This window comes from Sphingobacterium spiritivorum ATCC 33861 (assembly GCF_000143765.1).
Lineage (GTDB): Bacteria > Bacteroidota > Bacteroidia > Sphingobacteriales > Sphingobacteriaceae > Sphingobacterium > Sphingobacterium spiritivorum.
This window is the reverse complement of the sequence record NZ_GL379773.1, coordinates 46678-70218: the sequence shown is the minus strand read 5'-3', so window position 1 is coordinate 70218 and position 23541 is coordinate 46678. Positions and strand designations below refer to the sequence as shown.

Genomic DNA, 23541 nt, shown 5'->3' with positions numbered 1-23541 from the left:
TTGATCGCTTATAAAACTAAAATGGCATTTGCTACAGCTCTTTCTCCTTCATGATCAAATAGCTTGTTATCTGTGGGATAATTTACAATCCCATTTTTACCTTCATCTTTTATGTACAATGTTGTAGATCCGCCACCGTCCAGATTAAGGGCATCTTTTCCTTTTAGCCATTTCATCACATTCGAAAGCTCAATAAGAGACATACCATAGGCTTGTGCATTGCGGCCGTCAACGGTGATCAGAATTAGTTTGTGCTCTGTTGTTAATGCTATTGCGCTGCGTGGATGACGATTGTTATTGAAAGCATTACTATCAAGATATGCACGATGGGATTTGTGCAATAACAGCGGTCCACAGGTCATCACATTGGGCATTTTTATTTTTTTATCCCATGTGCTGTCTCTGTCATCACCTTTGATAATAACGATTTTTTTAGTGTCAAATGCCAATGCTGCATTACTCCGAAAGCTTCTTTTAGGAGATTTACCTTCTTTCAGTACAGTTTCGTTGATGAGCTGTTTGTTGATTCTGACCAGTGTGGTTCCACCGCCCGTTTTAGTATTGAAAAAAGCACCGTTGATGGCTGCGAGCGCATTGGCTTCCGACGCAAATGTTGTTGTATTTTTAAATCCAGTTTGCAGGCCTGCAAGCCGGATCGGTTGTTTTATTTTCTGAAGATCAATTTCAATGAAGTTGATCTCCTGTTCAGCTTTGAAGAGATTATCAAAATGACCCTGTTTCCATATAATACCGGGTTTAAGCTGTTTTTCTTTCCATTGCTTATTTGATACAAGTAAAGAATCGCTTTCCTGCGCAAAAGAAAACTGGAATATACATGTGGATAAAAGAACTATTGCATACGCAAAACGATTCATAGGAAATTAGTTTGTGACTACTAATTTACCTATTTAGAATAAAATAACGGTTAAGTAACTGTTATTTTACTCCTTCCCATTCTGCATAAAACTGTTCCAGAAATTGCTCCATATATTGATGTCTTCCTTCTGCCATTTTTTTAGCAGTAGGTGTATTCATCTTATCTTTCAGTAACAACAGCTTTTCATAAAAGTGATTGATGGTGGGGGCAGTTGTTTTCTTATACGCTTCTTTATCCATATTTTCCATTACAGGAATGTTTGGATTATGGATCTCCCTGTTTTTAAAACCACCATAAGTGAAGGCTCTTGCAATTCCTATTGCTCCTATTGCATCCAGACGGTCTGCATCCTGAACGATCTCCAGTTCTTTTGAATGAAAATTGCGCTCTCCCAGACTCGCTTTGAATGACATGTTCAGAATAATCGCCTGTACCTGTTCTATGATTTGAGGATCTACACCTTCGCTGCTTAGAAATTCTCCGGCTATACGAGGGCCGATTGTTTCATCGCCATTATGGAATTTACTGTCTGCAATATCGTGCAAAAGTGCTGTCAATTCACAGATAAGCTCATCAGCCTCTTCATGTTGAAGAATCATACGGGTGTTATTCCACACCCGTTGTATATGCCACCAGTCATGACCGGATTCGGCCTGCTCAAGACTTTTTTTAACAAATGCTACCGTTTTTTCGATGATATTATTCATAAATTACTTTTGTCTTATCGCGTGTGCCTTCATACAGATCATATTCCAGCAATCTACAGTCTAATTTACCATTATAAAACTCTGTTCTTCTGGAAGCCCTAAGTCCGATCTTTTTAGCCAGATCAGGATTTCCTGTAAAAATATAGCCTTTATATCCTTTACAGTTCTGCTTCATGAAATCACCCATACGTTTGTAGGTAATTTCCAGTTTGGTATGCGTCCCCAATCGCTCTCCATATTCCGGGTTGAATACAACAACTCCTTTTTCGTCAGGGACAGATGTTTCTGCAAAATCACATACTTCAAAATGGATCAGTTGATCCACGCCGGCAGTACGTGCGTTCATTTTCGCAATTTCAATAGCTTCTTCCGAAATGTCGGAGGCAATTATTGTTGGCGTATTTTTTTTATTCACCTGCTCTTTCAGGTTTCTTCTTTCCTGAAAAAAGACCTCTTCATTATACCCGATAAAATGCATAAATGAGTAATTCATGCGGTATAGTCCCGGTCTGCGGTTTGTCGCTATAAGTGCAGCCTCAATGGCTAAAGTACCCGATCCGCACATCGGATTGACAAATGGAGACTTATCATCCCATTTAGTCGCAAATATGGTACTTGCAGCCAGTGCTTCCAGCATAGGAGCTTTTCCCGGATGCTTACGATAGCCATGTTTTGCAAGTGTTTCTCCCGATGTATCCAGAAAGATTTCGGCACGGTCATCCTTCCAGTAAAGGTGAATTACAGCCTTATTAAGCTCCGGTCCCGTATTCGGGCGGATACCTTTTTTCTCTTTGATCCGGTCTACTATCGCATCCTTCACTTTTACATTCGCAAAAAGTGGTGTCGTAATTGTCTCATTACTTACATTGGATGTTACAGAAAAATAACTATCAAACGGGATCAGATTTTCCCATTCGATTTTGACCAGTTCGTTGTATAATTCTTCCGGATTAGAGGCCTTGAATTCCTTTAAAGAATACAAGATCTGTGAAGCCGTACGCAGATTGAGATTAAGCTTAATAGATTCGTTTACAGAGTTGTATAGTTCTACTCCTGTGTTGAACGTGCGTTTGATCTCAAAGCCTAAGGCCTGAACTTCTTCCTGCAGATAAGGAGAAAGTCTCTTATTGCAAGTTATAATGATTTTATTGGGGGTGTTGAAAACTTCCATAGTAATTTTGACAAAGTTAGTTAATCTTGTACTCAAAAATTGCTTATTTTTACGGTTTAATATTTAACATTATGGAAATTAGAGGAAAAGTACATGAAGTTGGGGCAACTCAGCAGGTAACAGAATCATTCAAAAAACGTGATATCATCGTTGCTTATGCAGAAAACCCGCAATTTGTAGAATATATTCGTTTTGAAGCTACGCAGGATAGAACGTCCATTTTCGATAACCTTACAATTGGTGAAGAAATTGAAATTTCATTTAACCTGAGAGGTCGTCCCTGGACAAATAAAGAAGGTATCACTACATACTTCAATTCTTTGGTGGCATGGAGAGTAACAAAATTAGCTGGTTCTTCAGCTGCGGCTCCGGCTCCCGGATATGCAGATATGCCTGCACCGGTTGATATTTCTTCTTCAGGTTCAGATGATGACGACTTGCCTTTCTAATCTGATCAGCAATTAAAATATATAGCAAGGGCAACAATGATCATTGTTGCCTTTCTTATTTTTATCCGGAAACATACTTTCCGTAAGGTATTTTGCGTATCAGATAAATCAGTAGCATACTTCCCAACAGTGTAGCGATAGTAGCCAGAGGAACTTTGATCCAGATCTCATCCGGTAACCGGGGATGTACATAGTTCAATATCAGAATGTGAGCTAAGTAAATCCCAAAACTATATTTGTCTACAGCATCCATCCATCCCGGGATATTCCGGGTAGAAGAAACCGCTTTCAGAAAAGTGAAAATGCCTGCAGCAGCAAGTGCGGTATTAGGGAGGACATAACCGTAGAAAGAGGGATCATACTTTTGTTGAGCTATGCTGAGGTGATGAGTTATATAAATTGTAAAAACACATGCCACAGTAAAGATGAGCAAAGAAAAAATCTTTTGCCGGCTGAAGTCTTTGACCGAAAGATAATAGCCAAGTACAAAATAACCAATGTATCCGGAGAAGAAGGTGAGATCTATCTTCAGGAAATATTCCTCCCATCTTTTATTACTGATGTACAAAGAAGCAAACCAGATCACAAGAAAAATTTCTATTTCCCTTAAAGAGGCTGATCTGATCATCTTTCTTAAAAAGGGAACTGTAAGATAAAGTCCTAATATCATATACAGATACCATAGATGAGCATTAGCACCTGTTCTCATTTTTTGCCAGGATATAGTGACAATTTGCTGAAACGACAGCTGATCAAACGAAGTGTAACGGGAGAAATAATAGACGATATAAACGATAGTCCAGAACAAAAACGGCGGGACAATTTTTAATAGTCTGTTTTTGTAAAAATCTGTAGTGCTTTCATCCTTCTGCAAAAGCAATGCACCTGATATCATTACAAACAAAGGTACTGCACAACGGGTCAGCCCGTTTATCCAGTTCGCATAATCCCAGTTAAACGATCCCACGGCTGCACTTTGTAGATATCCGGTAGTGGCATGGATAAAGATTACACCTATGGTAGCCAAAATGCGGATATTGCTGATGTAAATAGCGCGGGTAGCCATGGCTTGTGATAAAAAGGTGTGGATGATTTACAATTCCCAGCGTTTTTTCGGAACACAGGTGATGTCTTGTTTTTTATGGAGTACTATTGGACGCTGATCAAAGCGGTTTTCCAGAATGAGAGTATCTTTGCTGTATTTAGCAATTTTGAATCTCGGCAGATATTGTCCCTGCTTGTAACAACCGGATAATTTCTGTTTTCCGTTTTCCTTCGTATAAACTCCCTCTACGATCATACTGTCTCCTCTTACTACATAGACAGCTTTGGCATATTCTTTCCAGTTGCCGTTTTGATAGCAGCTATCTGACATGCGTTGTACAGTTGAATGCACATCCATGGTCGTATAAATGGAGTCGCAGGTGATTTTGAAGGAATGCAAAGTATAGGACAGCATCTGATCCTGATGTGGTATACTATCCTGTTCCCAGATGCCTTGCAGATATTCTGCACCCTTTCCCTGGATATCAGAGCGCCGCTGGCAGCTTCCAAAAATCAAAAGCATACCTGCTAAAGGCAGCAGGTATGCTTTTAAAAGTGAAGAATTTGATTTTTTAATCTTCAGCATATTATTTCAGGCTTCCCACCATGTCTTCAGGTTTCACCCATGCATCAAAATCTTCAGCAGTTACATAGCCCAAACGAACGGCCTCTTCTTTCAGAGTAGTACCGTTTTTATGTGCTGTCTGTGCAATTTCCGCAGATTTGTAATAACCTATTTTAGTGTTTAAAGCTGTTACCAACATCAGGGAGTTGTCTACAAGTTCTTTAATGCGTTTGTAGTTTGGCTCGATTCCACTTGCGCAATGTTCATCAAAAGATACACAGGCATCACCCAATAAGCGTGCAGACTGAAGGAAGTTTGCCGCCATCAGAGGCTTGAATACGTTAAGCTCATAGTGACCTTGCGTACCACCGATAGTGATAGCTACGTCATTACCCATTACCTGCGCTGCAACCATAGTCAGAGCCTCACATTGTGTAGGGTTTACTTTTCCCGGCATGATAGAAGATCCCGGTTCGTTCTCCGGAATAAGGATTTCTCCGATTCCTGAACGAGGACCAGAAGCCAGCATACGGATGTCATTTGCAATTTTATTTAATGCAACAGCAAGTTGTTTTAGTGCTCCGTGTGTTTCTACAATGGCATCATGAGCGGCCAAAGCTTCAAATTTGTTTTCTGCTGTAACAAACGGGAGACCTGTAAATTCAGCAATATATTTAGCTACAACGACGTCGTATCCGGCAGGAGTATTTAATCCTGTACCCACTGCAGTACCACCTAATGCCAATTCGGATAAGTGAGATAATGTGTTTCTCAACGCTTTCAAACCGTGATTTAACTGAGCTACATATCCGGATAACTCCTGACCTAATGTCAATGGCGTAGCATCCATTAAGTGTGTGCGGCCTATTTTTACTACATTCTTAAATGCTTCTGCTTTTTTCGCCAACGTATCGCGAAGTTTCTCTACACCGGGGATGGTTACTTCTGCCACAGCTTTGTAAGCTGCAATATGCATTCCGGTAGGGAAAGTGTCATTAGAAGATTGAGATTTGTTGACATCGTCATTTGCTTTCAGGACAGGTTCGCCTTCGCCAATCTTAAAACCGGCAAGCACCTGAGCACGGTTAGCAACGACTTCGTTTACATTCATATTAGACTGTGTACCTGAGCCTGTCTGCCAGATCACCAACGGAAACTGATCATCCAGTTTACCGGCAAGGATTTCATCACATACAGCACCGATAGCGTCACGCTTTTCAACAGGTAATACACCTAATTCATGATTAGCATAAGCAGCAGCTTTTTTTAGGTAAGCAAAGCCTGCTACAATCTCATGAGGCATAGATGCAGAAGGTCCGATTTTGAAATTATTGCGTGAGCGTTCCGTTTGTGCCCCCCAGTATTTATCTGCAGGGACCTGTACTTCGCCCATAGTATCTTTTTCGATTCTAAATGACATAGTATTTATATTTATTGTTATCTCACAAAGTTAATGAACTAAACCTTAAACCGAAAATGATATCTGTCAGATTGTAAGGACGGCTTATCATCCGCAGATCATTTTGTGTATACTGTTTTTATATGGATTATTGCGGATACCGGCAGATACAACTGCTAATAGCCCAGTCTTCTCGTCAGCTGTTCATTCACATGATGATATAGCTGTTTTGGTTTCAGGGTACGCCATGGCATCTGATCGAATATTCCGCCGAAATTGATGTAATAGTCTATATTATGAGACTTAAATTCTTCGATGACATGTGACCTGAAGTTGAGCCCTGCAATCCATCCGTCCTCTATATTTTGAAACCATTCTTCATAATAAAGATCATCGGAAGCATGGAAATTGAGCACATTTTCACCTATTAAAATGAATTTGTTAATTCCTTCATCGATCATCAGGTCTATTAATTCTCTTTTCAGCAGCATAATGTCATTATAGATGGCATCATTCCACTCTCCGATAAATTCAATAATAGTATATCCCTTGTCGTAATCTACATACAAAACCTTGAGGTACAGGGTGGAAGAGCCAAAGTGATCCCACTGCGGATGAAGTAAAAAATTATAAATCTGTTTGTCGTATTCAAACTCGTTATAGATCGTTCCGTAAAAAGGGGACAGTTCATCTTCAGAGGCAATATAATAGTCTCTCCAATTATAAAAAGGCTCGATTTCGTGCATGATATTCTGTTAATTGAATTCGATTATCGTTTTGGTGTCAAAATTGGTAAAAAATCCTGATTAAAAACTAAATAAAGATAGATTTGTTACTATAATATCTCTTACATATTAACTCAAAAGTTTAAAAAACTCGTTAATTTTGTGTCGGAAAATCTAGACATGCAAAAAAATACAAGGCGGAATATTTTTGTGGCGGCGACTTATGGTGGTGTGCTGATGCTGGGTCTCATTTTAGGTCAATATTATTCAAATGAACAGCGAACTGCTGCCGGTGGAGTTTTGGATCCGCTGGGGGTGGATAACTCGTATAAAATTCAGGGGATGATGGATCTGATATCGAGCAGCTACGTAGACAGCATCAATATGGACGCGATACAGGATGATGCCATTTCGCATATTTTGTCACGTCTGGATCCTTATTCTGCATATTTGCAGGCTGCCGAAGCCCAAAATCTGAATGAAACATTAGAGGGTACATTTGAAGGAATAGGACTTGAATATTTTAATTTGAATGATACACTTCTCGTCGTAAGTATTATTCCGAACGGTCCTGCGGATAAGGCCGGTTTCAGAGTCGGAGATCAGCTTCTGCAGATTGACACAAAGACGATCGCAGGTGTCGGTATGCCACTGAGTGAAGTAGACAAAATGATCCGCGGTAAAAGAGGCAGTGCTCTTCAGGTGCTGGTAAAACGGGAAGGATATATGTTGGGTAAGCCCATAAAGGTAATCCGCGATCAGGTCAATGTGAGTTCTCTGGATGCAGCTTATCTGATCCAGCCTACAGTTGCCTATATCAAAATCCGGAGATTCGGATTGAAGACTGCCGAGGAGTTTAAAAAAGCACTCAAAGAACTGGAAAAACGCGGTGCCAGAAGTATTATAGTCGATCTTCGTGAAAATGGAGGCGGTTATCTGCATGCCGCTATACAGCTGGCAAGTGAGTTTTTTAAAGACAAAAAGCTTATTGTGTATACCAAAGGATATAATGAGCTTAGAAAAGATTACTTCTCTTCGGCTGACGGGGTATTTCCTGACGGCAAAGTTGCTGTGCTGATCAATGAGAATTCAGCTTCAGCAAGTGAGATCTTCGCCGGAGCGATACAAGATCTGGACCGGGGTACCATCGTCGGAAGACGTTCATATGGTAAGGGATTGGTACAGGAGCGCTTTGAATTACCGGACGGATCTACAATCAATCTGAGTGTAGCCCGTTACTTTACTCCTTTAGGCAGAGATATTCAAAAAAAATATACACTTAATGCATTCGTAAGTCCTACTAGTGCAGAGCCTTTGTGGCTTATGGACAGTACTTACGTGCATGAGCAGGCTTTTGTCACCAAAGGCGGGAATCAGGTTTATAATGGCGGAGGAATCTATCCGGATGTGGTTGTTCCAATTGATTCAAATGCATTGAGTCTCAAATATCAGGAAATCAATTCATCCAGTCTTACTGAGCAGTTTGTGTATGAGCGTTTCACCAAGAAGTCTCCGGCATATTCTATTGAAAACTTTATTCAGGGCTATCACCTGCCAGATAAAGAGTATGCAGACTTTATGACTTTTCTGAAAAATAAAGGAATTGTTTTGAGCAAAAAACAGGAAAATGACTTGCACCAATTGATACAGACTGATATTGAATCTCTGGTTGGACGATTTTATTTTGGAAGGGATGCGTATTTCAAAGTGCGCAACAGGCACGATGTATTTGTAGAAAGAGCGGTCAATGTATTGGCTCCGATATTAAATTAATTCTTCAGCTGCACATCGGCCCATATCGGGTAATGATCTGAAAGTTTTCTTTTGACAATCTGATAATTCAGAATGTTGAAATCCTTGCTTGTAAAGATATAATCAATCTGAAATATAGGAAGCATTTCATAGTGAGTAACTCCCCAGCCCGAACCTTTTTTCTGAAACGCATTCTGCATGCCTTTACCAATCAGATTCACACTATAGGACATCGGGGTATCATTGAAATCACCCATTACCATATAGGGAATCTTAGCCGTTTCTATATGTTCTTTTAAAGCTTCCGCCTGTTCACTTCGTGAAGCAAAAGCCTGTTTTAATTTGCGGCCAACCCGTCGGGTAGCAGTTTTGTTGCTTTCTCCGGAAGGGTTCTGAATGAAATCCTTGTCCTCGTTTTGTAAGGCAAAGGAGCGAAGATGAACATTATAAATCCGCATGCTTTTTTTGCCTTTCTCTATATCTGCATAGATAATACGATTTATCCCATACTCATTCTTGACAATAGTTCCCGAATGGATAACAGGATATTTAGAAAAAATAGCTTGTCCGTAGGCCTCGTAATCATTGACAGATGCAGGTTCGAAATACCAGTATTTATAACCAAAATTTTCGCGCAGTTCCTTTGCATACACATGCTTGCCTTTAATCTTGCTGTAGTATTCCTGAAAACAGATGACGTCCGGTTTGATACTGTCAATAATTCCCAATACCTCCCGTTTGAAGTCTTTTTCTTCTCCTTTTTTTGCTGTTTTGAAGAGATGTACATTGAAACTCAGTACACGGATGCTGCTATCTGCAGCTGTGATCTCCTGTGTATGGTCACCGCTAAAATTCCAGTGTTTGGTAAGAAGATTCCAGCCGATCAGGATCGTTATAAATGAGATCAGAGCATGCTTTGGCTTTCGCATAAGCCAGTAGCCTACAAAGCCGATGTTGATCAGTAAAATAGGAAGATAGCCCAATCCGAAAAATGCCAGTGGCCAAAAGGTCTTAGGATTAATAAAAGAGGCGGAATAGCTCAGAAGCAAAGCGACCACAGCCAGCAAATTGGCTATGAAAACAGTCTTGCTCAGAAAACCCAGCTTTTTTTTTAACAGGTGCACTTTTGCCATTCCCTCTAATCTTGCTTACTCGCTTTGAATAATACTTCCTTTTCCCGTGAAGTTAAACTTTCATAGCCAGACAAAGAAATTTTATCTAAGATCTGATCAATTTCTTCCTGATTGGGGAGGTCATTGATCGTGGAATGAGAATATTTAGCGTATTCGACCTTCTGATGCACCACCTGTAGTCTGCTGATCCGTTTTCTTTTTGCAGCGAACACCTTGCTCCAGTCTTTTCCGTTTTGTAGTGAACGGATAAACATAAAGCTCCATAGTATAATACACAAATATGCTGCTGCAGCAGTTTTATTAATTAATGCATAAAATATAACTTCCAGCCCGAGGTATACATAAGCAACTGTTTTTAACTTGATGTTTCCCAGAAATAAAAGGCGCATTTCTGTGTAAGGTACCAGAGATGCCGTTGCTGTAATGACTCCTGCGATAGGAAGGGATGCTGTATTGAGCAAGGTCTGCGGACTATTTGCCAGATAAGGAATCTGACCCAGAGCTAAGTAGAATACACCTCCTAAACATAAAGACGAAAGATAGATATACCAAAGCTGTCTCCTGTTGAGAAAATTCAGAAACAGATTGCCCATCCAGTATAACCACAAGCTGTCAAACAGAATGCGAAACAAACCTGTATACACCAATGAATAAGAGAAAACAGACCAGGGTTGTTTCAGAAAATGTTCAAAACTGACCGGCAGGCTAAGATATTGCAGGGTCTTATCGTAGAGCGGATAATGGATTACTTTTAATTCTGCAAGCAGATCAAAAAGGTGAATAATCACAAAAAGAGCTACTTGTCCCACAATAACAATGGGAACCGGAGATCCTGATTTAAAAGTTTCTCTCCAAAAGGATTTAAACTCTTTTTGTGCCATTTTCACAAATTTAACTAATATATACCTTTTCTAATACCCCACATTTTCAACAATATAAATGCAAACAGCGCACCGCCTACGTGTGCCAGATGTGCGACAGAATCTCCCGGCCGTGAGAGACTCAGGTAAATTTCTATAACGATTAATCCGCCGATAAAGTACTTTGCTTTGATCGGTATAGGGATAAATATCAATTGTAGCGGAATGTTTGGAAATAAATAGGCAAAAGCAAGCAGAATCCCATATATAGCTCCGGAGGCACCCACTAAAGGAGTGTAGTTGATTTCTTTTATAAAGGCAATTTGTTCAAAAGACAATGCATTCATGTCTATACCTTGTCTTACCGGAAAACTAGTGCCTACTAACTGGTAAAGCTCGATCGCCTGTATACCGTATTGTAATACCAAAGCACCTAAACCGGTGAAGAGGTAAAAATTAAGAAAACGTTTTGATCCCAAGACCTGTTCGATCATAGGACCAAACATCAGCAAGGAAAACATATTAAAGAAAATATGTGTAAACCCGCCATGCATAAACATATACGTGATGATCTGCCATACTTTAAAATATGGCGAGTCCGGATAGAAAGCGGCTAAATACTCATAAGATTGTGAGACCAGGCTTGATCCAATAAAGAAGATAATATTGATGATCAATAGATTCTTTACTACCGGTGATAAATTTGGAAACATATGTAATTCTCGTTTACTAATTAATTTTTGCCAAACTTTTCCAGAAGTTCAGACATTGTAAATGTAATAATTATAGGTTTGCCATACAGCGAAATATTCGGTGATTCGCAGGCAAACAGTCTGTCAATCAGTTCTGCCATTGCTTGATTGTCCAGAAGAGTCCCGGGTTTGATCGCTGCACTTTTAGCAAGACTACGAGCCAGATTTTCCCGTTTGTTTAATTTCAATTCGGATTTGTTATGTTTAAAGTCTTCCAAAAGCCGTTCAATAATTGCCACTTCATTGACATTACTCCCCAGATCGGCAGGAATTCCATCTACAATATACGTTGTTTTTCCAAAAGGACGTAATTGAAAACCAAGGCTTTGAATTTCGGGTAATATTTCTTCCATCAAAGCATGATCAGCGCTGTTCAGATCTATTGTTTGCGGAAACAGACTTTGTTGACTGATACCCTGATTCTGTTCCAGATGAGCCTGAAACTGTTCGAATAATATACGTTCATGTGCCGCCTGCTGATCGATAATCATAAAACCAGAGTGGATCTGTGATACGATAAACCGGTTATGCAACTGGAAGAATTGTTTGCTTTGTTGTACGCTGACTTCCGGTACGTTGATATCAATATCTTCTTCTTCCGGTTCTGCAGGAAGTAGGGGAAGCTGAGTGGAGGTGGTTGCCTCGCTTTCAGTAATCTGATAAAGGGTATCCCAGTTTTGCGGTATTCCGGCTTTTTTCTCAAATCCGGATGTATAATTGTCTGATCTCGATTTGGAAGCTGATTCTTTATAGCCCGGTTCAAAAGGATTGAAGTCCGGATTAAAATTGATCGTAGGCGCCTGAATTTCATCGAGAGGCTTTTGACTGATCATGTTTGAAAAGCCTGTCTCCTGATCAAAGTCCAGCGTTGGTGCAATATTATAGCGGCCCAATGATCGCTTTATGGCAGATCGCAGAATGGCATAGATTGCTTTGTCATCCTCGTATTTGATCTCCGTCTTTGTAGGATGAACGTTGATATCAATCTTGGCCGGATCTATGTCAATAAAAAGCACATACAGCGGGTAGCTATCTGCTGCCAGTATTTCTTCGTATGCATTAAGAACAGCATGATTTAGATAAGGATCCTTTATAAATCGTTTGTTCACAAAGAAAAATTGTTCACCCCGGGTCTTTTTGGCAAACTCAGGTTTACCGATAAAACCATTGATAGTAATTATGGAGGTCTCTTCTTCCACAGGTACCAGTCGTTGGTTATAATTGTTGCCCAGTAAGTGGACAATCCGTTGCTTCAATGTTTCCGCCGGAAGATGGTATACTTCATTACCGTCACTGTGCAGACTGAAGAAAATTTCCGGATGCGCCAGAGCCACACGTTGGAATTCATCAATAATATGACGCATCTCTACAGCGTTGCTCTTCAGAAAATTGCGTCTTGCAGGAATGTTGAAAAAAAGATTCTTTACGGATATACTGGTTCCCGGAGACAAGGCTTCAGGGTGCTGATCTGTGATTTTGGATCCTTCGATTTCAATAACTGTTCCGAGTTCATCTTCTACACGTCTGGTTTTCAGTTCTATGTGTGCGATGGCCGCGATAGAAGCCATCGCTTCACCACGGAATCCCATCGTGCGGATGGCGAAAAGATCCTCCGCTTTACGTATTTTAGAGGTAGCATGCCTTTCAAAACATAATCTGGCATCCGTCACACTCATGCCACACCCGTTATCAATGACCTGTATCATTGATTTACCAGCATCTTTTACGATAAGTTTTATTTTGTCTGCCCCGGCATCAATCGCATTTTCAATCAATTCCTTTACCGCAGAAGCAGGTCGTTGCACGACTTCTCCGGCTGCAATTTGATTCGCAACAGCATCTGGCAACAATTGAATAATATCTGACATAATCTATGCGAAGTTACGAAAAATTGATCCGAAATTTTAGTGTAGATTAAAGTGAAGAAAGAATGACAATATATCTTTGTTAAACAGTTTACAAGATGTTCGTTATTAAAGCCTTTAGCCGGTGAATCCGGATGATGTGCCTTCTCAGATTGTAATACAGAAAAGGAATAAGGCAATGAAGGATATAAGGAGCAATATTTTCAGGTGATAATACCGCTCCTTAATTTCTGTTTATTTCATTTCCAGTTTTAAGAATCGTGCAGTTTCACTTTTCTTATTCTTGATCAGTTCCTCCGGTGTTCCCGCAAATAATAACTGCCCGCCGCTGCGGCCACCTTCAGGTCCCATATCGATTACCCAGTCAGCAGTTTTTACCACATCCAGATTGTGTTCAATAATCAATACGGAATTGCCGCGATCTACCAAACGGTTGATCACCCCTAACAGTACATTGACATCTTCGAAGTGAAGTCCTGTTGTCGGCTCATCCAGGATGTAAAATGTTTTTCCGGTATCTTTTTTAGAAAGTTCAGTCGCCAGTTTTATACGTTGAGCCTCACCACCCGAAAGTGTAGTTGAAGATTGCCCCAAAGTAATGTAACCCAAGCCTACATCCTGCAGCGTTTTTATTTTTCTGTAGATTGAAGGAATATTTTCAAAGAATGCAACTCCTTCATCCACACTCATATCCAATACATCCGATATAGATTTTCCGCGATAGCGTACTTCTAAAGTTTCTCTGTTATAGCGTTTTCCGTGGCATGTTTCACAAGGAACCTGTACATCCGGAAGGAAGTTCATTTCGATGATCTTCATTCCTGCACCCTGACAGGTCTCACATCTTCCGCCTTTCACATTGAAGGAGAATCTGCCGGGCTTATACCCGCGTATTTTAGCCTCCGGAAGCTGTACAAACAATGTTCTGATATCCGAAAATACACCCGTGTAGGTAGACGGGTTGGAACGGGGAGTACGACCAATCGGACTTTGATCGATTTCAATAATCTTGTCAATATGCTCCAGTCCCTCGATGCTTTCATATGGAAGAGGGACAGCCTTCGCGCGGAAGAAATGTTTGTTGAGTATAGGGTATAGTGTTCCTGTGATTAAGCTTGACTTGCCCGAGCCCGACACACCGGTAACCAGGATAAGTTTTCCCAACGGGAATTCTGCCGTTACATTTTTCAGGTTGTTACCTGTGGCTCCTTTGAGGATCAGTGACTGACCATTCCCCGCTCTGCGGTTTTCAGGAATAGCGACTTCCTTACGGCCATTGAGATAAGCTGCTGTGAGCGAATCCGCCTTCAGAATTTTTTCCGGTGATCCTTCTGCCACGACTTGTCCGCCATGAAGACCTGCTGCGGGCCCCATATCGATCACATGATCCGCGTTGAGAATCATATCTTTATCGTGTTCAACAACCAATACTGAATTGCCGATATCACGCAGGTTTTTCAAAGATTTTATAAGCCTTTCATTATCCCGTTGGTGTAGTCCTATGCTGGGTTCATCCAGAATATATAAGACATTGACCAACTGTGATCCGATCTGTGTAGCAAGTCTGATCCGCTGTGCTTCTCCGCCGGAAAGTGTTTTCGATGTGCGATCCAGTGTAAGGTAGGTTAGTCCCACATCCAGCAAAAATCCAAGACGTGCCCGGATTTCTTTCAGAATCTCAGTTGCAATTACCTGTTGACGTTCATCCAGTCTGGATTCCAGATCAGTAAACCACTCCATAAGAGAAGTGATATCCATCGCTGCAAGTTCACTGATATTCTTTTGATCTATTTTGAAATGCAGTGACTCCTTTTTCAGCCGGGAGCCATGACATACCGGGCAGGTTACTTTAGTGCGGAAATCTTCCAATGATGTGCTGTCATCCTGCTGGCGTCCCATCTGTTCTTCCAGCATTGCAAAGATACCCTGGAAGGTAACTTTGTGTTCGCGTACACTATAACTGCTATATTCTACCGTAATAGGAATCGGTTCTTCTGCACCAAACAGTAAGGTGTCAATCTGCTCTTCCGTAAGTTTTTCTACAGGAGTGGTTAGCGAAAATTCAAGCTTCTTGGCTACTGCTTTCAACACCTGAAAATTCCAGGATTCACGGGCAGGGCCCAACGGTACAATAGCACCTTTCTGGATACTCAGCTTACGGTCCGGAATAACGGCCTGTTTATCTATTTCGAATACATAACCCAGACCGTCACATTTCGGACAAGCACCATAAGGGGAGTTGAACGAAAAAGTATTCGGTTGAGGCTCATCGTAAGAGATACCCGATTCGGCATCCATCAGATAGCGGCTGAAAAACTGTTCTTTATTCTCTTTGTTTGTAATCTTGATAATTCCTTTTGCTGCTTTCATTGCCTGCATAACAGAGGTATATAACCTTTTTCTGTCTTCAGCTTTTACAGTAAGCCTGTCAATGACAGTTTCAATATCGTGGATCTTATATCTGTCCACCTGCATTTTAGGAGCAAGATCTACGATTTCTCCGTCGACACGTACTTTAGTATATCCCTGTTTGCGGATCTGCTCGAAAAGTTCGCGGTAGTGACCTTTACGACCCTTGACAATCGGAGCCAGGATATTTACAGCCTCTCCGTTGAATTCATCCAGGATGCGGTCTACAATCTGATCTTCGGACATACGCTCCATACGTTTGCCGGTCACATAAGAGAAAGCTTCACCTGCACGGGCATAGAGAAGGCGCAAAAAATCGTAAACTTCTGTGATTGTACCTACAGTAGAACGAGGGTTTTTGCTGGTTGTCTTTTGTTCAATAGAAATAACAGGACTTAAGCCCGAAATTTTATCTACATCCGGACGCTCCATTCCTCCCAGAAACTGACGGCTGTAGGCACTGAATGTTTCCATATACCGGCGTTGCCCTTCGGCATAGATGGTGTCAAATGCAAGGGAAGATTTTCCACTCCCGCTTAGACCTGTGATGACAACAAGTTCATTTCTTGGAAATGTAACATCAATATTTTTAAGATTATGAACACGTGCCCCAAAGACCTCTACTTCGTGTTGCTCGCCTAAATCCGGAGTTGTTTTTTTTGTCATGAACCTGCAAGAGTTAGCTTTAAGCCGTTCAGAAAACAGCAAAGTGCAAAGGTACAGAATTTTAAAAGATTATGATTGACCTGATGGTAAAGAAGTCGTGAAATTTGATTTTAAAATGATGCTTTTGATAAGTTGGATTAATCTTTGTATTTTGTTTCTTTAAAAAACTACTCTATTGGAAAAAATTGACGTAAGCAAGCAGGAAAAGGAGACGTTGGATTCTGCTATCACCCATTGGCAGAAGCATGGATACGTGAATGAACAGGTAGCGGAAGAACTTCGGAATTCGATGGAAGTTAAGAATTTTGAGTGGGGAATGCTGGCCAAATATGCTTTCTGGATTGCACTGGCTTCTCTGGTGTTTTCTGTTCTCTCTTTATTTGTAGATGATACTTTTCTTGACTTTGTAAAACGGTTTTACGAAGCTCCGAATATCGTGTTTTTTATATTCTTTGCCGCACTTGCAGTGTTGTTTTATTTTCTCGGATTCAGGAATAAAGAAAAGTTCCCTGAAAAAACATTTTCCAACGAGACATTAATGCTGGCCGGAGCTTTTTCAACAGCTACCAGTATAGGATTTCTGGGGCAGGTACTGGATAGAAACGAACTGCATTTCTCCTTGCTTTTTTTATTATCTGTAGCTATTTACGGTATTCTGGCTGTCAAATTGGATTCCAAATTGATCTGGACATTTACACTGATCAGTCTGGGAATATGGTTTGCCACAGAAACAGCCTATCATAGTGACTGGGGATTCAGGTTCTGGGGGATGAATTACCCGTTGCGGTTTACTATTTTTGGAGTGCTGGTGACAGCATTTGCAATTTTTGTACAGCCTCGTTTTAAGAAACTGGTTGAATTTCAATCGACTTCTTATGTGATTGGGTTGTTGTATACAATGATTGCTCTCTGGTGTCTTTCCATCTTTGGAAACTACAGCGACTTTGAAGCCTGGACACGTGTAAGACAGTTCCATATTTTTTATTGGGGACTGTTATCCACATTAGTATCAGCAGGACTGGTGGTTTACGGACTGAAGACCAAAGATAATGTAACCAGAGAGATTGGTTTTGTATTCTTTATTCTTAACCTGTATACCCGGTTTGTGGAGTATTTGTGGGATAATATTAATCGTACTATTTTCTTTTTGATCCTGGCTGTGTCCTTTTGGTTTGTTGGTCGCTGGGCCGAACGGATCTGGAAAAAACGGGAGAATGGGAAATAGTATTCACGTAATAAGTTAAGTCATGAAAAAATCTGTCTTTACATTGGTCATCTGTCTGTGTGCTGTCTTTTTAATAAGCTGTAGCAAAAATGAAGACGCTGAAATCCGGAAGAGTATAAGTGATTTTTTTAATAAGAAAGTTCGTTACGGAGCTGTCGATCGTAAACTGATTAGCCCTGATCTTGATTCTTTGATTGGCAAAGCGATAGCCCGCGAGAAAGATGATGCGGAGAAAGTCGCCAAGAGTGATCATCCAGACGATAAACCCTTGATGATAGAAGGAGATATTTTTACAAGCGTGTATGAAGGACAGGATACGTTTCAGATTGACACAATAAAGGTCAAAGGTGACAGTGCATTTGTAGTAGTACAGTTTGCAAATACAGGTTATAAGGAAAGCTGGAAAGATGAGGTCGTACTGATTAAGAAAGAGACCTGGAGAATAGATAATGTTTATTTTGGAACAAACAAAGACTTAAAAAGTACAAAAGATATATTGAAACAATTGATCAATACGCCTGATTAACCTAAAACTGAATACATCTTACTGTTGACATCAACAAGGAGAGATCCCGGTTTATCGGGAGAGAGTTTGAAGTTGTCGGTTATCTTAGTGCTAATCTTTCGTTTGAGTTTTCGGCTAATACCGTTGAATTTAAGAAACCTAACCCTCGCCTTTTTTAAGGCGAGGGAATATGTAGTAGTGCTATTTCATTGAGGGGCTAAAAACTATAGTTTTCATCACACTTTATATCTCTGTGGCTTTCTCAAAAATCGGAGACCGACCTTAATTGATCTTAATGCTATAGGTGATATTCACGCCTCCTGCTGCTAACATATCATGTACGGAACAGTATTTTTTGACGGCCAGTTCAGCTGCTTTTTGAGCCTTTACTTCATCAATATTACCTTTCAGCGTAAAACTGATATGAATATCTGTAAAAATATTGGGAATCTGTTCACGACGTTTACCTTCAACATCAACATGTATATCTTCGATTTCCTGACGTTGTTTATTCAGAATGCTTACCAGATCAAACACACTGCAGGACCCTAAGGCCATCAATACCAATTCCATTGGTCTTACACCCTTGCCTTCACCACCGATTTCTTTAGACCCGTCAATGTGAACTTTTACATCTGAAAGTTCACTGTTTGCTTCAAAGTGAACAGCTTTATTTACCCGATTTAATGATACTTTCATCTTTCTTCTCCTTAGATACAAATTTAGCTAAACTTTATGGATAATAAAAAAGCCGTCCCGAATTTCGGGACGGCTTTGTAAAGATTCGTTTTAAGATCTATTTTTCAGGAAGTTTCACTCCTCTGAATTGTGATACATCTACTTTTGAGACAGATGATCCATATTTGCTGTTGATAGCATCGATAAATACATTGGCTACGATTGCATTTCCGATAGGAGTCAGGTGGATACCATCCAGTGAAAAAGCATTTCCTGTAATAAACTTATTGCTTACAGCCAGGCCGTTGATGCGGATACCATTTTTTACAGAAGTTAAAAATGCATTCACATCTGCTACCGCAAGACCTTTTGCTGTTGCGATAGACTTGATAGCTGCATTAAATTCATTGATACGGGTTACGACCTGTGCTGCTTCTGCTTCATCCAATACAAAATTGTCTGCTACAGGATTTGCCGGGTGCAGACCATATGGGATATTAGCACCGTTTGGTTTGCCTAATAATCCTGCTGAAGAAAAAGGGAGAACAAAGTAATCCTTATCAGTAGCAGCTCTTGGAGTTGTTTTGGTTGCAATATAGATATCCTTAATCTCCGGTGCATTTGGATTTGCCGCTTTAGCTGCTGCATTCGCTGCCGCTAAAAGAGCCGCTCTGGTAACTGTTGTAAAGAAAGGTACAGCGGTTACATCCGGGATAGTAGCTACGACACCCTGAGAACCTTTGGCTGTCAATCCATTTATAAAATTCTGGTATGCACCGGTGAAGGTTGCCAGATCCGTTAGTTTTGTTGTCGGGTCAAGCGGGTTGTATACCGCACCGTTTGTTGCATATCCAAGTGCATCATTATTTCCAAGCCAAAAGCTGAAGAATGTATGATCATGCTCTGTGGCATAGGTAAAGTATGTTTTTTTGCCAACCTGATCATCCGGTAACAAGCGTTCGAAATACATGTTCAGCGAACTGAATTGTGGTACAAAAGCGAGATCCAGACGCATACCCGGTACGCCGAGATTCTGAATAGGATCTGTATACTTGGTTAATAACTTAGGGCTTGCAGAACGATAAGCCAGGTTTTCTGTGATCTGTTTCATCACAGGCTGACCGTTTACAAGCGATTCTAACTGAATATAACCGGATCCGTTGGCTTGTGCTTCACTGAATAAAGGTGTGGTAAATTCCCCACCGCCAACTTGTTTAAATTGTTGAGCCATCAGGTTGGTAAATGCCACTTGCTGGCCTTCCCGGTATAGTCCGCCATCTGCAAAACCAGATGTCAGTGAATTACCAACGGCTATATATTTACTAAAGTTTGCTGTGCCACCTGCGGCAGGTGTAAAGTCTTTGATCTCCGGTTTACAGGAAGCTACTCCCAGAACCAGTAATGCTAACCCTACATATAGTTTATTTCTTTTCATGACGTATTCTTTTTAGCGTTTGAAAAAATTACCATTTATAGCTTACGGAAACCCCGGGAGCGAAAATGTTAGTTTTATAGGTTCCGGACAAATGACTCTCCACATTATTTGCTTCTCTCGGCATAATACGTTGATAAGCAAAAGAACCTGTTACATCAAATTTCTTGGATGGATGAAATGTGAATCCTCCTGAGATCAGGTAACGGGTATTGTCAGGTGTCTCCGGATATACATAATTTGCCTGTACAGGGGTTGCCATATAGCCACCACCTACACGTAACTGCAATTTTTCAGATGCCAGATACTCAAGTCCTGCTTTTACAGAACCTGCATTTACATAATTTTTGGCTGAACGGGTATCCTGCAGAGCAGCAGTATTCTCTTTATAATCGAAATTAAGCTCTTTGTAGATCGAATAACCGATTAATGTACCGTCTACAGCCACTTTGACTTTTTCAGACAACGGGAATGCTATACCCAGTGCAAAAGTTGAAGGAAGTGGTAGTTCAGAAGTAAACGTATTGCCTTCAGGGAATGAGCTTCTTACAGATTCAGGTACATCAAACAGGGCATCTCCGTCTTTTAATTTGGTAACGACTTTAGAGCGGTAACTCAGAGAGATCGCAAAATCATCTTCAAGGTTGTAATGCACACCTACATTATATCCGGTACCTGTGCCTGTACCTTTCAGGGTGGCTAATCCCGGTCTTCCGTCAGGAAAGAATACAGGAACAGAGTTTTCCAAATCCACACTTCCAATGTTGTACACAAATCCCCCTCCGATACTGAAGTTGTCGGTCAGTTTAAAACTTAAAGTAGGCTGTATATAAATAGCTCTTAAGGAAAGGCTGACAAGACTAAATCTTCCGGCCCATTCTGTACCCCAGTCTACACCGCCTCCATAGGGAGTATATACACCGATACCGGCTTTCCACCAGGAGTTTTTAGGACCGAATGCTGCAAAAAGTGAGAAAGGAGGTGATATCTGAGACTTGGTGTGATTGACAACCGAACTCCCGGATTCGCGAAAAGCAGATTTATACATCACTGCATTTCCGGCTACCATTACTGCATTATGATCCATTTTTGCCAATGCTCCAGGACTGTAAAAGATGGAGGCTTCATCAATAAAATAAGCCGAGCCAGCTCCACCCATACCGACAGATTTTGGACTTTGTAGGTTTACCTGAGATCCCTGTGCCCATAGTAAGGAAGGGGAAGCACAGAGCAAAGCGAATAATAATTTCTTCATACCTGTATAATTTGGTTAGTACTTTTCCTTGCATAGTAAAAATACAATGCTAACATAATAAATTTTTGGCGAAAAATAATAAATCTTGTGTAATATTTTTATTGGTCGTATCTTTAGTACTATTAAGTAAAGCGTATCAAATAATATATTAAGACAATAATTTATGGCTACAATTACATTCAAAGGAAGTGATGTACATACACAAGGTGACCTTCCGAAAGTTGGTTCACAAGCTCCTGATTTTAAATTGACTGCAGGAGATCTTTCTGATAAATCACTTACTGATTTTAAAGGAAAAAGAGTGGTTTTAAACATTTTCCCCAGCATTGACACAGGTACCTGTGCTGCTTCAGTCCGTGCTTTTAATAAAGCAGCTGCGGATCTGGATAATACGACCGTATTGTGTATCTCCAAAGATTTACCTTTTGCACAGGGGCGTTTTTGCGCTGCAGAAGGAATCAGTAACGTTCTGACGCTTTCGGAATACAAAGACTCTTCGTTTTCTGATGCTTATCAGTTGAGACTTACGGACGGACCTTTAGCAGGATTATTGAGCCGTGTGGTGATTGTACTGGATGAAGAAGGAAAGGTCGTGTATGAAGAGCAGGTTTCCGAAATTGTAAACGAACCTGATTATGATGCTGCTTTGGCAACATTAAAATAAACAGATCAAATAACATAAGAAAGGCCGCATTTGCGGCCTTTCTTATGTTATTTGGTTTTATCTAATGCTTGCAGGATATCTCCGATGATGTCCTCTTTATCTTCAAGACCCACCGAAAGGCGTATGCTTCCCGGCCGGATTCCAAGATTGAGTCTTTCTTCTTCGGTTAGTTTGGAATGCGTCGTTGATGCCGGATGTGTAGCAATGGAGCGTGAATCTCCAAGATTGGAAGTGTACAAAATCATTTCCAGCTGATCCACAAAAGCTTTTGCTCTTTCGAAGCCGCCTTTTACGACAAATGTCACAATCCCGCCTCCGGCTTTCATCTGTTTCTTCGCCAGTTCATATTGTGGATGAGAAGGAAGAAAAGGATATTTCACATCCTCTATTTCCGCATGATGCTCCAGAGCTTCCGCCAATGCGAGCGCATTACTGCTGTGTCTGTCCATACGTAACCCAAGGGTATCCAGACTTTTGGAAATTACCCATGCATTAAACGGTGATAATGCAGGACCGGTATGGCGGATAAAGAACATTAGTTTATCAATTAGTTCCTGCTTTCCGACCACAATTCCTCCAAGAACACGCCCCTGACCGTCCATATATTTGGTTGCAGAGTGGATGACCAGATCAAAACCGTATAAAATTGGTTTTTGAAGATAAGGTGTTGCAAAACAGTTGTCTATTGACAAAATGATATTCGGATATTTTTCCTTGAATTTGCCCAGCCATTCCAGATCAACCAATTCCAGACCCGGATTAGAGGGAGATTCCAGAAAGATAATCTTGGTGTTAGGTTGTATTGCTTTTTCCCATTCTTCCGGATGAGCAGCATCGACATATGTAGTCGTTACTCCCCATTTCGGAAACAGCTGGGTAAATAATTGATGTGTAGAACCGAATATCGCACGGGACGAAACAATATGATCTCCGCTTTCTATAATGCCTGCAAAGGAAGCAAATACGGCAGCCATTCCGGAGGAAAAAGCCAGACCCGCTTCAGCCTGCTCCATAATGCACACTTTATTGATCAGTTCGGTAGTATTAGGATTGGCATATCTGGAATACACCATTCCTTGTTCTTCTTCTGCAAAGATAGCTCTTCCTTGCTCTGCACTATCAAAAATGAAACTTGAGGTTAAGTATAAAGGAACCGAATGCTCACGTTGTGCTGAACGATCGGCTTGTTCGCGTATGATTTTAGATTGATCTTTATTCATGATGGTTCAAATGTACATAATTGTTTTTTTTATATTCTACTTGAATGGTAGATTTATTATTTTTTTAGTATCACAAGACATTACTCCTGATGCTGAGGAGGTTGGTCGTAATAGCGCTCGTTTGTGATAAGATTGAAACCGATCGAAAATAAAAACAACCTTATTTAGAATAATTATAAATAATGTGC

At 40.6% G+C, this 23541-nt stretch carries 21 protein-coding genes; 5 read left to right on the top strand and 16 right to left on the bottom strand.

What is annotated here, in order from left to right:
- Positions 1-8 precede the first annotated feature (8 nt).
- The 3 genes from HMPREF0766_RS16565 to HMPREF0766_RS16555 all read right to left on the bottom strand — a co-directional run bounded on the left by HMPREF0766_RS16565 (position 9) and on the right by HMPREF0766_RS16555 (position 2755).
- Positions 9-875, bottom strand: coding sequence for a phosphodiester glycosidase family protein (locus HMPREF0766_RS16565; RefSeq protein WP_002999705.1), 867 nt, complete (start codon positions 873-875; stop codon positions 9-11).
- A 61-nt stretch (positions 876-936) separates the two neighbouring features.
- Positions 937-1584 carry an HD domain-containing protein gene (locus HMPREF0766_RS16560; RefSeq protein ID WP_002999703.1) on the bottom strand — a complete coding sequence of 216 codons (648 nt, stop codon included), beginning with the start codon at positions 1582-1584 and terminating at the stop codon, positions 937-939.
- Positions 1577-2755 carry a THUMP domain-containing class I SAM-dependent RNA methyltransferase gene (locus HMPREF0766_RS16555; protein ID WP_002999701.1) on the bottom strand — a complete coding sequence of 393 codons (1179 nt, stop codon included), beginning with the start codon at positions 2753-2755 and terminating at the stop codon, positions 1577-1579. Before HMPREF0766_RS16555 ends, HMPREF0766_RS16560 begins: the two co-directional genes overlap by 8 nt.
- Positions 2756-2826: 71 nt before the next feature.
- On the opposite strand from HMPREF0766_RS16555, the gene HMPREF0766_RS16550 reads away from it, so the two are divergent.
- A complete protein-coding gene (locus tag HMPREF0766_RS16550) occupies positions 2827-3204 on the top strand; it encodes a DUF3127 domain-containing protein (protein ID WP_002999697.1) in 378 nt (125 codons plus the stop codon).
- 61 nt (positions 3205-3265) lie between these two features.
- On the opposite strand, the gene HMPREF0766_RS16545 is transcribed toward HMPREF0766_RS16550, so the two are convergent.
- From HMPREF0766_RS16545 to HMPREF0766_RS16530, 4 genes are all read right to left on the bottom strand, one after another.
- On the bottom strand, positions 3266-4270 hold the full coding sequence (locus HMPREF0766_RS16545; protein WP_002999693.1) for an acyltransferase: 1005 nt from the start codon (positions 4268-4270) through the stop codon (positions 3266-3268).
- A gap of 27 nt (positions 4271-4297) precedes the next feature.
- Positions 4298-4834, bottom strand: coding sequence for a hypothetical protein (locus tag HMPREF0766_RS16540; RefSeq protein ID WP_002999691.1), 537 nt, complete (start codon positions 4832-4834; stop codon positions 4298-4300).
- Position 4835: 1 nt separating this feature from the next.
- The gene (gene fumC / locus HMPREF0766_RS16535) at positions 4836-6233 is read right to left on the bottom strand and encodes a class II fumarate hydratase (protein WP_002999687.1); all 1398 of its coding nucleotides are present in this window, start codon (positions 6231-6233) and stop codon (positions 4836-4838) included.
- Positions 6234-6388: 155 nt separating this feature from the next.
- Positions 6389-6958: a hypothetical protein gene (locus HMPREF0766_RS16530; protein ID WP_002999684.1), complete on the bottom strand. Its 570-nt coding sequence runs from the start codon at positions 6956-6958 to the stop codon at positions 6389-6391.
- A 159-nt stretch (positions 6959-7117) separates the two neighbouring features.
- On the opposite strand from HMPREF0766_RS16530, the gene HMPREF0766_RS16525 reads away from it, so the two are divergent.
- Complete coding sequence (locus HMPREF0766_RS16525; RefSeq protein ID WP_002999679.1) at positions 7118-8710, top strand: S41 family peptidase; 1593 nt, start codon at positions 7118-7120, stop codon at positions 8708-8710.
- Here the strand turns inward: HMPREF0766_RS16525 and HMPREF0766_RS16520 are convergent.
- The 5 genes from HMPREF0766_RS16520 to uvrA all read right to left on the bottom strand — a co-directional run bounded on the left by HMPREF0766_RS16520 (position 8707) and on the right by uvrA (position 16374).
- Positions 8707-9822 (bottom strand): endonuclease/exonuclease/phosphatase family protein, encoded by a 1116-nt coding sequence (locus HMPREF0766_RS16520; RefSeq protein ID WP_002999676.1) that lies wholly within the window; start codon positions 9820-9822, stop codon positions 8707-8709. The genes HMPREF0766_RS16525 and HMPREF0766_RS16520 overlap by 4 nt on opposite strands.
- A 5-nt stretch (positions 9823-9827) precedes the next feature.
- Positions 9828-10703 (bottom strand): rhomboid family intramembrane serine protease, encoded by an 876-nt coding sequence (locus HMPREF0766_RS16515; RefSeq protein WP_002999673.1) that lies wholly within the window; start codon positions 10701-10703, stop codon positions 9828-9830.
- A 14-nt stretch (positions 10704-10717) separates the two neighbouring features.
- Positions 10718-11395, bottom strand: coding sequence for a rhomboid family intramembrane serine protease (locus tag HMPREF0766_RS16510; RefSeq protein ID WP_002999670.1), 678 nt, complete (start codon positions 11393-11395; stop codon positions 10718-10720).
- 20 nt (positions 11396-11415) lie between these two features.
- Complete coding sequence (mutL, locus tag HMPREF0766_RS16505; RefSeq protein ID WP_002999667.1) at positions 11416-13302, bottom strand: DNA mismatch repair endonuclease MutL; 1887 nt, start codon at positions 13300-13302, stop codon at positions 11416-11418.
- A 231-nt stretch (positions 13303-13533) separates the two neighbouring features.
- The gene (gene uvrA, locus HMPREF0766_RS16500; protein ID WP_002999664.1) at positions 13534-16374 is read right to left on the bottom strand and encodes an excinuclease ABC subunit UvrA; all 2841 of its coding nucleotides are present in this window, start codon (positions 16372-16374) and stop codon (positions 13534-13536) included.
- A 175-nt stretch (positions 16375-16549) separates the two neighbouring features.
- Between uvrA and HMPREF0766_RS16495 the strand changes: the two genes are divergently transcribed.
- Positions 16550-17599: a hypothetical protein gene (locus HMPREF0766_RS16495; protein ID WP_002999661.1), complete on the top strand. Its 1050-nt coding sequence runs from the start codon at positions 16550-16552 to the stop codon at positions 17597-17599.
- A 22-nt stretch (positions 17600-17621) separates the two neighbouring features.
- On the top strand, positions 17622-18125 hold the full coding sequence (locus HMPREF0766_RS16490; RefSeq protein ID WP_002999658.1) for a hypothetical protein: 504 nt from the start codon (positions 17622-17624) through the stop codon (positions 18123-18125).
- A 261-nt stretch (positions 18126-18386) separates the two neighbouring features.
- Here the strand turns inward: HMPREF0766_RS16490 and HMPREF0766_RS16485 are convergent, their stop codons facing one another.
- The 3 genes from HMPREF0766_RS16485 to HMPREF0766_RS16475 all read right to left on the bottom strand — a co-directional run bounded on the left by HMPREF0766_RS16485 (position 18387) and on the right by HMPREF0766_RS16475 (position 21469).
- Positions 18387-18803: an OsmC family protein gene (locus HMPREF0766_RS16485; RefSeq protein WP_002999656.1), complete on the bottom strand. Its 417-nt coding sequence runs from the start codon at positions 18801-18803 to the stop codon at positions 18387-18389.
- A 97-nt stretch (positions 18804-18900) separates the two neighbouring features.
- Entirely contained in the window at positions 18901-20217 is a 1317-nt protein-coding gene (locus HMPREF0766_RS16480) for an SGNH/GDSL hydrolase family protein (RefSeq protein ID WP_002999653.1), read from the bottom strand.
- A gap of 28 nt (positions 20218-20245) precedes the next feature.
- On the bottom strand, positions 20246-21469 hold the full coding sequence (locus tag HMPREF0766_RS16475) for an OmpP1/FadL family transporter (protein WP_002999651.1): 1224 nt from the start codon (positions 21467-21469) through the stop codon (positions 20246-20248).
- Between the two features lie 163 nt (positions 21470-21632).
- Between HMPREF0766_RS16475 and tpx the strand changes: the two genes are divergently transcribed.
- Positions 21633-22133: a thiol peroxidase gene (tpx, locus tag HMPREF0766_RS16470; protein WP_002999648.1), complete on the top strand. Its 501-nt coding sequence runs from the start codon at positions 21633-21635 to the stop codon at positions 22131-22133.
- Between the two features lie 47 nt (positions 22134-22180).
- Here the strand turns inward: tpx and HMPREF0766_RS16465 are convergent, their stop codons facing one another.
- Entirely contained in the window at positions 22181-23353 is a 1173-nt protein-coding gene (locus HMPREF0766_RS16465) for a trans-sulfuration enzyme family protein (protein ID WP_002999645.1), read from the bottom strand.
- Positions 23354-23541 lie beyond the last annotated feature (188 nt).

Excerpts from the sequence above, each read along its gene's own strand:
- HMPREF0766_RS16565 (WP_002999705.1), bottom strand. The coding sequence starts at position 875 with ATGAATCGTTTTGCGTATGCAATAGTTCTTTTATCCACATGTATATTC.
- HMPREF0766_RS16560 (WP_002999703.1), bottom strand. The coding sequence starts at position 1,584 with ATGAATAATATCATCGAAAAAACGGTAGCATTTGTTAAAAAAAGTCTT.
- HMPREF0766_RS16555 (WP_002999701.1), bottom strand. The coding sequence starts at position 2,755 with ATGGAAGTTTTCAACACCCCCAATAAAATCATTATAACTTGCAATAAG.
- HMPREF0766_RS16550 (WP_002999697.1), top strand. The coding sequence starts at position 2,827 with ATGGAAATTAGAGGAAAAGTACATGAAGTTGGGGCAACTCAGCAGGTA.
- HMPREF0766_RS16545 (WP_002999693.1), bottom strand. The coding sequence starts at position 4,270 with ATGGCTACCCGCGCTATTTACATCAGCAATATCCGCATTTTGGCTACC.
- HMPREF0766_RS16540 (WP_002999691.1), bottom strand. The coding sequence starts at position 4,834 with ATGCTGAAGATTAAAAAATCAAATTCTTCACTTTTAAAAGCATACCTG.
- fumC (WP_002999687.1), bottom strand. The coding sequence starts at position 6,233 with ATGTCATTTAGAATCGAAAAAGATACTATGGGCGAAGTACAGGTCCCT.
- HMPREF0766_RS16530 (WP_002999684.1), bottom strand. The coding sequence starts at position 6,958 with ATGCACGAAATCGAGCCTTTTTATAATTGGAGAGACTATTATATTGCC.
- HMPREF0766_RS16525 (WP_002999679.1), top strand. The coding sequence starts at position 7,118 with ATGCAAAAAAATACAAGGCGGAATATTTTTGTGGCGGCGACTTATGGT.
- HMPREF0766_RS16520 (WP_002999676.1), bottom strand. The coding sequence starts at position 9,822 with ATGGCAAAAGTGCACCTGTTAAAAAAAAAGCTGGGTTTTCTGAGCAAG.
- HMPREF0766_RS16515 (WP_002999673.1), bottom strand. The coding sequence starts at position 10,703 with ATGGCACAAAAAGAGTTTAAATCCTTTTGGAGAGAAACTTTTAAATCA.
- HMPREF0766_RS16510 (WP_002999670.1), bottom strand. The coding sequence starts at position 11,395 with ATGTTTCCAAATTTATCACCGGTAGTAAAGAATCTATTGATCATCAAT.
- mutL (WP_002999667.1), bottom strand. The coding sequence starts at position 13,302 with ATGTCAGATATTATTCAATTGTTGCCAGATGCTGTTGCGAATCAAATT.
- uvrA (WP_002999664.1), bottom strand. The coding sequence starts at position 16,374 with ATGACAAAAAAAACAACTCCGGATTTAGGCGAGCAACACGAAGTAGAG.
- HMPREF0766_RS16490 (WP_002999658.1), top strand. The coding sequence starts at position 17,622 with ATGAAAAAATCTGTCTTTACATTGGTCATCTGTCTGTGTGCTGTCTTT.
- HMPREF0766_RS16485 (WP_002999656.1), bottom strand. The coding sequence starts at position 18,803 with ATGAAAGTATCATTAAATCGGGTAAATAAAGCTGTTCACTTTGAAGCA.
- HMPREF0766_RS16480 (WP_002999653.1), bottom strand. The coding sequence starts at position 20,217 with ATGAAAAGAAATAAACTATATGTAGGGTTAGCATTACTGGTTCTGGGA.
- HMPREF0766_RS16475 (WP_002999651.1), bottom strand. The coding sequence starts at position 21,469 with ATGAAGAAATTATTATTCGCTTTGCTCTGTGCTTCCCCTTCCTTACTA.
- tpx (WP_002999648.1), top strand. The coding sequence starts at position 21,633 with ATGGCTACAATTACATTCAAAGGAAGTGATGTACATACACAAGGTGAC.
- HMPREF0766_RS16465 (WP_002999645.1), bottom strand. The coding sequence starts at position 23,353 with ATGAATAAAGATCAATCTAAAATCATACGCGAACAAGCCGATCGTTCA.